11 protein-coding genes and 1 pseudogene are annotated in these 12,301 nt (G+C 38.5%); 11 read left to right on the forward strand and 1 reads right to left on the reverse strand.

The window, feature by feature from the left end; genetic code table 11:
- Positions 1-65 precede the first annotated feature (65 nt).
- The 4 genes and pseudogenes from LVD47_RS13925 (at position 66) to asnB (ending at position 4,617) form a co-directional block, all read left to right on the forward strand.
- The gene (locus LVD47_RS13925) at positions 66-1,283 is read left to right on the forward strand and encodes an MFS transporter (RefSeq protein WP_236977510.1); all 1,218 of its coding nucleotides are present in this window, start codon (positions 66-68) and stop codon (positions 1,281-1,283) included.
- Positions 1,284-1,378: 95 nt separating this feature from the next.
- Positions 1,379-2,215, forward strand: coding sequence for a prolipoprotein diacylglyceryl transferase (gene lgt / locus LVD47_RS13930; RefSeq protein WP_236977516.1), 837 nt, complete (start codon positions 1,379-1,381; stop codon positions 2,213-2,215).
- Positions 2,216-2,633: 418 nt separating this feature from the next.
- Positions 2,634-2,801, forward strand: a pseudogene (locus tag LVD47_RS24105) (hypothetical protein); the annotation flags it as partial.
- Positions 2,802-2,811: 10 nt separating this feature from the next.
- Positions 2,812-4,617, forward strand: coding sequence for an asparagine synthase (glutamine-hydrolyzing) (asnB, locus tag LVD47_RS13935; protein WP_236977526.1), 1,806 nt, complete (start codon positions 2,812-2,814; stop codon positions 4,615-4,617).
- Here the strand turns inward: asnB and LVD47_RS13940 are convergent.
- Entirely contained in the window at positions 4,606-5,274 is a 669-nt protein-coding gene (locus tag LVD47_RS13940) for a hypothetical protein (RefSeq protein WP_236977527.1), read from the reverse strand. The genes asnB and LVD47_RS13940 overlap by 12 nt on opposite strands.
- 110 nt (positions 5,275-5,384) lie before the next feature.
- Between LVD47_RS13940 and LVD47_RS13945 the strand changes: the two genes are divergently transcribed.
- From LVD47_RS13945 to LVD47_RS13975, 7 genes are all read left to right on the forward strand, one after another.
- Positions 5,385-6,479, forward strand: a complete 1,095-nt coding sequence (locus LVD47_RS13945; protein WP_236977529.1) for a mannose-1-phosphate guanylyltransferase — start codon at positions 5,385-5,387, stop codon at positions 6,477-6,479.
- A gap of 12 nt (positions 6,480-6,491) precedes the next feature.
- Positions 6,492-7,826: a glycosyltransferase family protein gene (locus tag LVD47_RS13950; protein WP_236977531.1), complete on the forward strand. Its 1,335-nt coding sequence runs from the start codon at positions 6,492-6,494 to the stop codon at positions 7,824-7,826.
- Between the two features lie 131 nt (positions 7,827-7,957).
- Complete coding sequence (locus LVD47_RS13955) at positions 7,958-9,277, forward strand: LVIVD repeat-containing protein (protein ID WP_236977533.1); 1,320 nt, start codon at positions 7,958-7,960, stop codon at positions 9,275-9,277.
- Positions 9,274-10,050: an RNA-binding protein gene (locus LVD47_RS13960; protein WP_236977535.1), complete on the forward strand. Its 777-nt coding sequence runs from the start codon at positions 9,274-9,276 to the stop codon at positions 10,048-10,050. The genes LVD47_RS13955 and LVD47_RS13960 overlap by 4 nt, the downstream gene beginning before the upstream one ends.
- A gap of 10 nt (positions 10,051-10,060) precedes the next feature.
- On the forward strand, positions 10,061-10,531 hold the full coding sequence (locus LVD47_RS13965) for a hypothetical protein (RefSeq protein WP_236977536.1): 471 nt from the start codon (positions 10,061-10,063) through the stop codon (positions 10,529-10,531).
- Positions 10,532-10,549: 18 nt separating this feature from the next.
- Positions 10,550-10,975: a hypothetical protein gene (locus LVD47_RS13970; RefSeq protein ID WP_236977538.1), complete on the forward strand. Its 426-nt coding sequence runs from the start codon at positions 10,550-10,552 to the stop codon at positions 10,973-10,975.
- Between the two features lie 28 nt (positions 10,976-11,003).
- Positions 11,004-12,182 (forward strand): hypothetical protein, encoded by a 1,179-nt coding sequence (locus LVD47_RS13975; RefSeq protein WP_236977547.1) that lies wholly within the window; start codon positions 11,004-11,006, stop codon positions 12,180-12,182.
- Positions 12,183-12,301 lie beyond the last annotated feature (119 nt).

The raw sequence follows: 12,301 nt of genomic DNA on the forward strand, positions 1-12,301 counted from the left end.
CTAAACCCTTCAAGAATTAATCCGTTACTTTTGCTTTCCATAGGACAAAAGTCAGATTTAATTCTATGAGTAGTTACCTCCCATTTATAAAAAAGCATTTTCGGCCTATTGCATTTGGAGGTATGCTTACCTATTTTTCAAGTCTTGGGCAGACATTTTTTATATCTATCTTTGTCCCATTCGTTCTTAAAGAATTTGATTTAAGTAAATCGGCTTTTGGAGGCTACTATGCTATAGCGACCATTCTGGCTTCTTTTGGGTTGATCCGGTTTGGAAAACAGTTGGATTATATGTCGGTAAAAGCTTTTGCTTACAGGGTCGTATTTTTATTGGCCCTTTCCGGATTGATCTTTGCATTTTCCCTGCATCCGTTGATGTTATTTGTGGCGATGATTGGTTTGAGAATGGGAGGACAGGGCCTATTACCGCACATTTGTTTTACTACTTTTTCCAGGTATTTTGATTACAACCGGGGTAAGGCTATTAGCATATCTTCAATGGGGTTTCCCCTGGGAGAGATGACATTTCCATTATTAATCGGAGGAATAATTGCGATATCAAATTGGCGAATGGGTTATGTGGCGGGTGTTATAATCATGTTGATATCTATGGTATTGGCCCTGAAAAAGATGCATTTAGATTTTTTAAACCCTCCCGAAAATAAGGGACCGAAGGGAAAAGAACGGAACAAGAGTGAAAGAAATTATATTAGGGCTGTTGCATTCAAAGGGAAATTTTGGATGATAATGCTTCTGATTGCATCAATAAGTTTTGTAACGACCGGTTTGTTTTTTTACCAATATGTATTGGCGGATGAGAGAGGATGGCCGGCTGAATTATATTCTTTACTTTTTGCCGGGTTTGCTATCTCCCGACTTCTTTTTTCTCTCTTTGGAGGTTGGTTAACGGATCGGTTTTCAGCTAAAAAAGTATTTCCGTTTTATGCATTACCATTGGTAGGAGGTGTTATAATATTGGCAAGTGTTCCAGGTATTATCGGTGCTGCCTTGTTCCTGGTTTTGACAGGAATAACCATGGGTTTGCACGGAGTTTTACGTACCTCTGTTGTGGCTGAAGTTTATGGGGTTGAGCGAATAGGGTATTTACAAAGTGTATCGACATTTATTGTCGTCATTAGTTCTGCACTGGCTCCGGTTATTTATGGGTATTGCCTCGATATAGGGATTTCTTTTAGCACAATAAATTGGGTGGTTAGCTTTATACTTATCATTATTAGTATGAATGCATTCAGGTTGAGAGGCGTCGAATATGCACATCAATAATGGATATAATTCAAATAAGATTAGAGCCACTTTACCCAAAATAGCCGATAGGGTAATTGATATTACTTTTAATTTTTTATTTAAATAATATAAATATGGAAGACGGAATTTTAACCTGGGACATAGATCCCGTGATAGTCTGGATTACAGACAGTTTTCCGTTGAAATACTACGGGTTGTTATTTATGTCCGGTATTCTCCTAGGATATTTTATTATAAATAGAATATATAAGCGGGAAAATGTACCGACAGAAGATCTGGACAAACTCCTGACGTACATCATTTTCGGAACCTTGATCGGGGCGCGTCTCGGGCATTGCTTGTTTTATGAGCCTGATTATTACCTGGAACATCCGGTGGAAATGATCCTTCCAATTAGGAATATGGGAGACGGTTATCAATTCATTGGGTACCAGGGATTGGCCAGTCACGGTGGGGTTGTCGGTGTGTTTTTGGCTATCCTTTATTATTGTAAAAAATTTAAAACACCCTTTTTATGGGTGTTGGATCGCATTGCAATTGTGGGACCAATGGCGGGAGCTTTTATCCGTTTCGGAAATTTCATGAATTCTGAAATTTACGGAAAACCTACGAACGGAAATTGGGGGGTTGTTTTTGCCAGGGACGATATGATTCCTCGACACCCTACCCAGTTGTATGAAGCTTTTTCCTACTTGTTGATATCCTTTATTTTATACCGTATATATTTGTCCAGGGGAATCGTTAAAAAGGATGGGTTTGTTTTCGGTGTATTTTTGGTATTGCTTTTTCTGGCGCGTTTTGTTATTGAGTTCTTTAAAGAAAACCAGGTAGGATTTGAAGAAGGAATGGCATTGAATATGGGGCAAATTTTGAGTATCCCTTTTGTCGTGGCAGGAGTTGTGATGGTTGCTTTAAAATCCTCCTCTGGGGGAAGTAGTTATTCAAAATAAAAATCTGTACATTTAATATAAATAATTAATGCCGGGAAAAATCAAAAAATCTTTTGATTTCCAGGATCCCCGCAATAAAGGGTAATTTAGTGTTTTGGACACCGGGCGAATGATACTTTTAGGGTGGAAAGCGAATATGGAATTGCTTTTATGACAGACCAACCCCAGTTACATTTCTCTGATGGAAGTTTTTGAAATGTTGGTAGTACGGGGAGTCTGGATGGAGAAAAAAAGTTGACTTCATTGAGTTGAATCATGTCCCTGTAGATCTTAAATTTGAGATTATATTAATAATAGTGAGCACATAAATTGCGCAATGAAATTGGTTTTTGTGATCTTTACAGAATTGTGGTTATATCAACGTATCAAAGATTTGATTTGGAGCGGAGTGAAGTAATGGAGACGTGTAAAGAAAGAAAACCTTTTGACTAAAGAGATGGCTCCTGGAATAAAAAGGATGTTGGGATTTCGGAATATAACCGTTCGTGAAAACTATAAAATCAATCTTGAAGAAGAGAGAAGCTTCATTGAAGATCATCAGGTTGATTTTAGGGAATTTGTCAGCATATCTGCAAAATTAATTTGAAGTAGTATCTATGTGTTCTGTTGCTTTTATTCACCATGCTGGATTTGATCAGAAAAAATTGGAATCCGCTATTAACAGGATGAATGAAATTGGTGCCCACCGTGGTCCAGACGATTCACGCGTTAATCTCTATGGAAAAACAGCAATTGGACACAATAGACTGTCCATAATAGATCCAAATCCGAGATCCTCCCAACCTATGGAATACGGGGATTTGGTAATGGCTTTTAATGGCTGCCTATACAATTACATTGAACTTAAGGAAGTGTTACAAGGAAAGGGATATGAATTCCAAACCTCTTCAGATACGGAAGTAATCTTGAAGGCATTTGCAGAGTGGGGTGAAGATTGTCTTCCAAAGTTTAATGGAATGTGGGCTTTGGTGATTTATAACAAACTTTCAGGTATGGTTTTTATGGCCCGGGACCGGTACGGCATAAAACCGCTCTATTGGTATCAATCCAAACGTTCCTTTTTCCTGGCTTCTGAGATAAAACAGATTTTGCCTTTTTCAGGTGCAGAACTCCACCCGGGGAATCAATATGATTATTTTGTCTATGGCAGGATAGTACATAATAATTCGACCCTGCATAAGGATGTGAATGTATTTCCAGCCGGAAGCTTTGCTTGGTATGATACATCCTCACATCATTTTGAAGTAAATCGCTACTATTCTTTACCAGTCAACAATGTTGTACCGGATTTGGAATATTTGAAAGACCTTATTCATGATTCCATCAGGATTCGACTAAGGTCTGATGTCAAAAACGGGGTGACGGTGTCTGGCGGCATGGATAGTAGTATTATTGCTGCTGTGGCATCTTCATTCGAACCCGGCGAATTCACTTTATTCAATGCCTCGTTTCCCGGGGCAGATGAAGATGAATCAGGCTATGCCCGGGAACTTGCTGAATATCTCAAGCGGCCAATTGTTCACGGTACCAGCAGTTGGAGTGATTTTACTTCAAAACTGGCGAAACTCAGTTATATACAGGAAATTCCGATTGGCTCATTTGCTGTTTTTGCTTCATTTGAACTTCAAAGACTCATTTCTGGAAAAGGTGTTAAAGTGATCCTAAGTGGTCAGGGAGCTGATGAAATTTTTGGGGGGTATACCAAATTTCATTTCCATTATCTTAAGAATTTATTGCGCAGTGGGAATGTTTATTTTTTTAGTGAGTTGTATCAGGCTTTGGCATTGGATCAGTATTCCTACGCTGAAATAATTAATAAAGCGAAGAATTTTAAAAATAGTTTATTTAAACCCCATCCCCATTGGATAAAATTACCTGCAGGAGAGCCCGATGGTCAAGCATTGGTACAAAGGAACTCAAAAAAAGGATTGTGGAGAACCTCCAATCGCGCAATTTCTGGAATGGGTCTTCCGGTAATGCTTCATGCCCTTGATCGGAACAGCATGTATTTCGGAATTGAAAGCAGATGCCCTTTTTTGGACCACAGGCTGGTGGATTATGCTATCAACCTGCCGGATCGTCTTAAAATCAAAAACGGAAAACGGAAGTACGTGTTGCGTGAGTTATTTGGACCTGAACTTCCTAATTCCGTATCAAAACGCTTTGAAAAGAAAGGGTATAGTTCCCCTCAGTCAACGTATATGAATCAAAATAAAGGATTGATTTTGAATGATATTATGGACAGAAAAGAGCTATTCCAGGAGTTTATAGATCCCGGTGCGTTGGAAAAGGAAATCAGCGTAGGACGAAATGAGAGTTTGATCTGGAGAATCTGGACATGGACTTTCTGGCGAGAAAAAGTTTTAACAGAAGCTTCGGAAAATTCATTATTACGGGAATAGTTTTTTTACCCAATGTATGAGAATGGGGGTATGGGTATAAGTGTCTATGATCTTTCCTCCGAATTCTTTTTTCATTTGATTCATTGGTTCTGAAATACCAACCATATCGTAGTGCGAATAACCAATTTTTTGAAAATATTTCAAATCTTTGTGAAACAGATATTTATTGGCGATACTGCTTATGCGTTGTGACTTCTTGTCTGGCATTTCCCGGTAATTTGATGCATTTATGTATCCCATGACTATTTTATTTTCCGGGTCACCTATAATCATGTGGGCAGCTAATCGGCCTAAGGAAGGTTCATGAATTTCGGAATAATAATAATTGGGGTTTTCAGTAATTATTCCCGGGGGGTAGGAGGGGATGTTTTTGGCATTAATTGTTGATTGAAACATCTCCAGAAGGTCAGGGATAACATTTGGCCTGGATATTTCGAATGCGTATTTATCAATATTCCTTAGATATTTCATTAATCGTTTAGAGTAATCCAATTCAAATGTACTTCGTAAATCTATTACTCTTGTGGGGTAATAAAAGGTCTTGTAAAATACGGAGGCTTTTGGGGCAAAACTCATTGGATAATTAACCAATGAAAAGAAAGGGATCTTTGCACTGTAATATTGGGAGGTGAAAAATTTACCCTTTATTTCAATCATAATTTCTCAAAAATGTTAACAGGGAAAATATAAAAATAAAAATATAAAATTCCCGGTTTAAATATTTATGAAATTACCCTTAGTTTCGCTCGCAACATATATCTTAAATCATGAGTCAGAAAAGTGCGTTGGATAATACTTATTTCGTTATTATGGCGGGCGGTGTCGGTTCTCGTTTTTGGCCCTCTTCCAGGGAATCCAGACCAAAACAATTTCTGGATATTTTGGGATCGGGTAGATCCCTGATCCAGATGACGTATGACCGTTGCCTGTCGCTGGTCACCCCTGATCGAATTATAGTAGTGACCCATGAAAAATATGTTGATTTGGTAGCAAACCAGCTGGAAAGCATTCCAGCGCGGAATATTTTGTCTGAACCGGCTCGAAATAATACGGCTCCGTGCGTTGCTTATGTTTCCTTTCATCTAAAGAGCAGAAATCCTGATGCTAATCTGGTGATGCTTCCTTCGGACCATATTATTACCAATGGAAGTGCCTTCAATGCATCATTGCAGGAAGGTATTGAATTTGTTTCGGATAATGACGCATTGATGACTTTGGGAATGAAGCCACATCGTCCGGATACGGGGTATGGATACATTCAATTATCCGATGATGAAGAAAGACAAAATATTTTTAAGGTTGAAGCTTTCAGGGAAAAGCCGGAATTGGAATTGGCACAACAATACCTGGCAGAGGGTAATTATGTGTGGAATGCGGGGATTTTCTTATTCAATGTTGATATTATATTAAAAGCATTTAAAAGTTTGGCACGCGACATTTACGATGTTCTCTATCATGACAAGGTATATGGGACGGATGCGGAAATGGCGTTTATTCGGGATAATTATCCTAATACCGCTTCTATAAGTTTTGACTATGCCATAATGGAAAAATCCAGTAATATCTATTGTATTCCAACAGAGATTGGATGGAGTGACCTGGGAACCTGGAAAAGTTTGTACGAACTGATGTCGGGAAGTCTTCATGAAAACATTTCGAATGTGAATAAAGAGGATTGTCATTTTGTTGATTCCAGGGGGGTGTTGGTCAATGTACCCAATGGGAAGAAAGTCGTTATAGGGGGCGTAGAGGACTTATTAATAATAGACGATGAAGATGTATTGTTGGTGTGGCCAAAAGACAGGGAGCAAGAAATAAAAGCTATAAAACAGAAAGTGGCTGCCCGCTGGAACCTTGAATAATAGTAATGGAGTGTGAGTAGATTTAAAGGAAAAAACATATTATGCATATATTATAAATTCCCGCCTATAAAGGGAATTGGTACTTTAAGAAATTTCAAATTTTACACATCTCTTAAAAAAGATGCACGCAAAATCTTCGTCCTTACGACTAGCAACCGGAATTTTTTGCCCCAGGATCAATTTGAATATTCTAATCACGATGTAATTGAAATCCCAACGGTAGATTTCAGGACTATTTATCATTCATTTACGGGCAGAAAAAGTTCTTTATTAATCACAGGCACAAAAAGTCCTACTAACTGGATGCAGCGATCACGGGAGTGGTTCAAAAAATCCATTTTGTCCAGGTATTTCGATGAAGGAGGGTATTGGTATGTAAAATCAGGCGTCAAAAAGGCCTCAAAGATTATAGAAGAACAGGGAGTGGACGTAATTATATCTTCATATTTGCCTTTTGATTCTCATCGCATGGCACTGGAATTAAAAAAGAAATATCCCCATTTATACTGGGTGGCTGATTACCGTGATTTTATTCCGGATTCTATGCTCGGAGGGTTAGGCCCTGAGTCGTACCTGGTTCGAAAAAATAAAGAATTGCTCCATTTGGTTGATGAAGTAACCACTGTATCAAAAGGCCTTAAAGAGAGAATTGAGGTTTTGCATCCCAATGTCCAGGTAGTTCGGAATGGGATTGATTCATCACTGGTTCCGAAGGGACATACGCGAAAGTACCGTTTGTTTACTTTGGCTTATACAGGGATTATTTACCCATCGGCGCAAAAAGCGGACCTGCTTGTCGAGGTAGTTAAGGAATTGGTCGAGGAAGGAAAAATTCAGAAAGAGAATATCCAAATTGTGCAGGCGGGAAAGGACGGTGCATTTTGGAAAGAGTTATTGAACCGCTACCAAATGGGAGAGATCCTGGTTAATAAGAATATAGTACCCCACAAGGAAGCAATTGAAATACAGCGTAAATCGCATATTAATTTATTATTGACCTGGGCATCCGAAGAAATGACAGGAATATTAACGGGGAAATTATTCGAATATCTTGCATCAGGAACCCCTATTCTCGCTCTGGTGAATGGTATCCGTGATTTGGAATTAGAAGAAATTATTCAGGGTAATTCCAGGGGTAAAGTATTTTACCATACAGATTTGTTCAAAACCGCCCTTAAAAGTTTTGTCCTCCAAAAATATAATAAGTGGAAGCACGATAACAACCGGACTTTTGAGATTACTGATAGAGAGCAAAAAAGTATATCAAATATAACCTGGGAAAAGGAATTTGAGAAATGGGTGGTAAAAATGGATGGAAAAGACTTACGTAAATCAGGTATTAAATAATTGAAATGTCATTGCGTCGCTTAGAAAAATCACATATTGTCAACTTTTTTACCATAAAATGATAAAAAAATCCGGGTAGCACCAACCATTCGGGATTTCAGGCCGTCTTAAAGATAAAAATTGGATGTGCCATGAAAAAGTTTACTAAAATACTATTCTTGTCCTTCATGGTGTTTTCAGCATTTTCTTGTCTAAAAGATGAGTGTGCTGAAACCATGGAATTCTACAGATTTGATCCGGTCTACCTGAGTAAGACCGAGTACAATGCACCTATTGAAGTGGGTAGTCCAAGGACACTTGAAAACCCCGGAATCCTGTATTCTTATAAGAATTATATATTGATTAATGAGATCAATAAAGGAATTCATGTCATAGATAATACCGATCCTACAAATCCTCAGTTTATTTCTTTTGTGAGTATCCTGGGGAATACGCACTTTAGTATCCGCAATGATCAAATGTATGCAAATAAGTTTGGTCACTTACTGTCAATCGATTTTTCCGACCCGATAAACCCTGTCGAAACTAGCCGCATAGCAAATGTGTCGGAAGACGTTCAATATCATGAAAACAAAGGTTTTCTCGCTTACTATGAAAGGACTGAACTTACCAGGAGTCTTGATTGTGCGGATCCGCGGTTTAATTCTGTAAGATGGACTGACAGGGGAACAGGACAGGTGTGGTGGGGTGCCGGAAGGCCTGAGTTTGCTTTTATGGACCAGACCGGGCGCCCTCTTACCAATGCAAATTTCAGCAGTAGTAAATCCGCTGGTGGGGGGAATGTTTCAGGTACGGGAGGATCAATGGCGAGGATTACATTGGCCAATGATTATTTGTATTGGGTTAATAACCATCAACTGATGACATTTGACCTGGCTGATAAAAAAAATCCACGGTCAACAGGAAAATTGGATATAGGATGGAATATCGAGACTATTTATCCATTTAAAGAAAAGTTGTTTATCGGCTCCTCAAGCGGAATGTTTATATATGATGTGTCGAATGCTGCAGAGCCTCGATATGAGTCTTCTTTTTCGCATGCAACTGCTTGCGATCCGGTAGTCACTGATGGAACTACAGCGTATGTTACCCTGAGAAGTGGAAATGAATGCGATGGATTTGTCAATCAAATGGATGCTGTTGATGTGAGTCAAACTTCTTCCCCTTACCTTGTGAAAACGTATCCGATGATCCAGCCACATGGTTTGTCATTGACGGAAGATGGGATTATTTATTTATGCGAAGGCCCTTACGGATTGAAAGTATTGAATGCCAAAGACCGGGGGGATATAAAAACGGAAAAACATATCAAAGGTTTTCATGCCTACGATGCCATTGCATTGTCCAATGAATTGTTGTTGATTATTGGTGATGATGGTTTCATCCAATACGATGTCACGAATCCAGCCTCTCCGAAACGATTGAGTATCATTCCAGTTGAAAAGTCATGAGTCTACCATTGTATAAATATAGTTTGCTGCTGGCGATACTATTTTTAGTAGGACTGCCTTCACTCATGAGTCAGGAATTGGATACGGTTAATCAGTATAAAGTCAGGCTCGTTACGGGAGATGTGTATAAAGGAAGAATCCTGGCAAGTGATGACAACGAAATTAAACTATTATTCAAAAACGGCTATGGAGTTGTTATCAAAAGAGAATTGATAGAGGACGTTGCATTTCACAAAGCATCTAAATTTAGAGAGGATGAAGTAAAGAAAGTATACAATCCCATGTCGGGTAGAGTCTATTATGGTGGAAGCTTATTATATAATACTAATACGGTAGCACCATTGAGTGGAAAACTTATGGGGTTGGGTGGAAATATTAAAGTTGGCTATGCTCTGGATGCCCATTGGTCTGCTGGAATTTATTCAGGGATAGAGTCCTATTACAATGAAAACGGTGAGGTATTGATTCCCGTAATGAGTGAAATAATATACTACCTGAAAAAAAGTGATTTAAGCCCGTATATCAATGTGGGATTTGGGTATGGATTTGGTGTGCAATCATCAGCCAATGAACATCTGGTAGACCACAAAGGGGGATGGGCTATTAATCCCAATATCGGTGTACGGCTTCCCTCCTGGTATGGGATGCACCTGATAGTCGGGGTCGGTGCGAAATGGCAAGAAAATTCATTTGATATAATTAATGGGAATGAGATATCGCATTTAGATATTATGTATAAACGATTGACAATGAATGTTTCATTTGTGTTTTGATTTTGGAGGTATGAAATATTTTGTTTGTGCCCTTATAATTTTGGTTACGTCATTAGCATGTGATAGAAAAGAGGTTTCCAGTGAATTTCAATACCAGGTTGATGTGAATTATATATATGAAAAGCACTACAACCGGGATTGGGATACCTCCAAAATAGCTGAAGAATTGGTTGGAAAATGGCAATGGCTGGCATGCTATACTTCGGGATTTGGGGGAGAACGGATGAATTGTTTTTCTAATGAGGTTAATTTGGAATTGGAATTTCTCAAAAATAATAAGATGATCATCTATAAGAACGGTAAGACGGATGCGGAAACCTGGTGGAGAATTGAACCATTTTCAGATACTGAATATAAGTTAACAATGCCTTCACCGATCAGACAGGTAAACGGAGTCATTTTATTTTATGATGATATGGTAACTTTCAGAAATAGTATAGTCGATGGGAATGATAATTATTTTGCCAGAATTTCTAATTAATCTAAAAATTTTAATCGAATGATAAAAGGTTTTGTGATAACGTTTTTTTCTATGTTTTTTATCGGTGCCCTGCAAATGTGCAGTAAGGATGATATAAAGCCCTTGGGTACTGAAGAGGGAGTCTATGGAAATTGGAATTGGATATCTTCTTCCGGAGGTTTTGCCGGAATAGAAAAAAGCCCGGAATCAGAAGGGTATGAACAGGGCCTGACGATTAGCGAATCTGGAGTTTTCTCGATTTTTAGGGCCGATACCTTAGCATTCCAACATAATTTTTCAATCGTAGAGGAAGAAAGTATAATTCATAATAAGAGCAGGTTGATGTTAACCTTTGAAGGTGATGATATGATCGATCAATCCTTTGTGATAAAGGGAAACGATACTCTTATTTTGGTGGAAGAATGCTGGGATTGCTTTATTCATAAATATGTAAGAGAAAAATAATGGTTAGAAGTTTATTTGGGTGTGACCAATGAATGATATCGAAAAACATATCAATGAATTAAAAGAACAGGGGTGGAATGAATTGCGTCACATTCTGGACCGTGAAATGCCTGAAAATATACGGCGGGTGGTGTTCTTTCGCACATCAGCTGCAGTTTTATTCCTATTGTTGCTTTCGATTTCGGTATACCTGGGTTTAAAGGATTATTCTTTGGGTACCGGAGGGGTTAGTAAGGATATGACTGTTATTGGACCACCTAATATGCCCTTAGCTAATAATTGGTATGATGGGAATGATATTAACAGGGAAGGAAATCCGGCGGGCAAAGCAGTGGAAGTTTCAAATCAACCAAATACGAAAATAGATAGCGGAAGGAACTTCCCTATTTCAGGACCGGAACAGGCAGAGAAAAGGGATGTAATACTTACAACTTTGGAACCTTCCGAACATTTAATTACCCCCTCCTCCAAAATAGATGATTTAAAAATTGCGGTTCCAGAAAACAAAATAGTAAAAATAGCAAATTTAATCCCTAATAAATACTCCCCTCTTAACACAGGGAAGGTAGATCTCAGTATTAAGGTCAATGAATACAACGATAGCACTCGAATATGGCCGAACGCTAGAATAAAACCTTCCCTTTTTACCGGTACTGTATGGGTCCCTACCCGCGGTATCGGTTTTTTTAACCTTGGAGGTGGGATTACCTATGAGGTTGGAGATTGGTCCATTGCCTTAGGTATGGGCTTATCTAAATTTTTGAGCCGTGATATTCATGAAAGGGATTTGGTTAATCTTGTACAATATGACGATACTAAAAATGTTGTCAATAATTTGTATGAAAACCAAATGGATTTAAATGCTCAGTTCAATGGAGAATTTAACAGATCCTCTTACACGCAATTGCAAACGAAATGGGGGTATGTATTTCCGGTAGATGTTTCATGGAAACCTGGAAATCATTTGACATATAGTGTAAAAGGTGGTGTATACTTTTTAAGAAGTAAGCACAGAGTAATCTATACCGTGTCTTTGTTATCTGAAGGTGATTATGTGACTAGAACAGAACACCTGCCTTATCTCGGTGGCGGGGTAAGTTTGAGGTGGGGTGAGTCTTATTCCATTGGTTTGGAGTCAATGGTTTTAGATCCGTTTTCCTATGATCATTTCTGGGCAATAGGGGCTACCTTGGCTTATCAATTCTGAAAAGAAGGGCTTGAATCGATGAAATAGATTGGGTATCTGATCAGGGGTATTCAGAAGTATTTCAAATACTTGGTTATCAGGATGTTAATTTGTATTTTAGATAAAATAAAACCCCGAAA

The sequence above is a fragment of the Membranihabitans maritimus genome (assembly GCF_021729145.1).
Taxonomy (GTDB): domain Bacteria; phylum Bacteroidota; class Bacteroidia; order Chitinophagales; family Saprospiraceae; genus Membranihabitans; species Membranihabitans maritimus.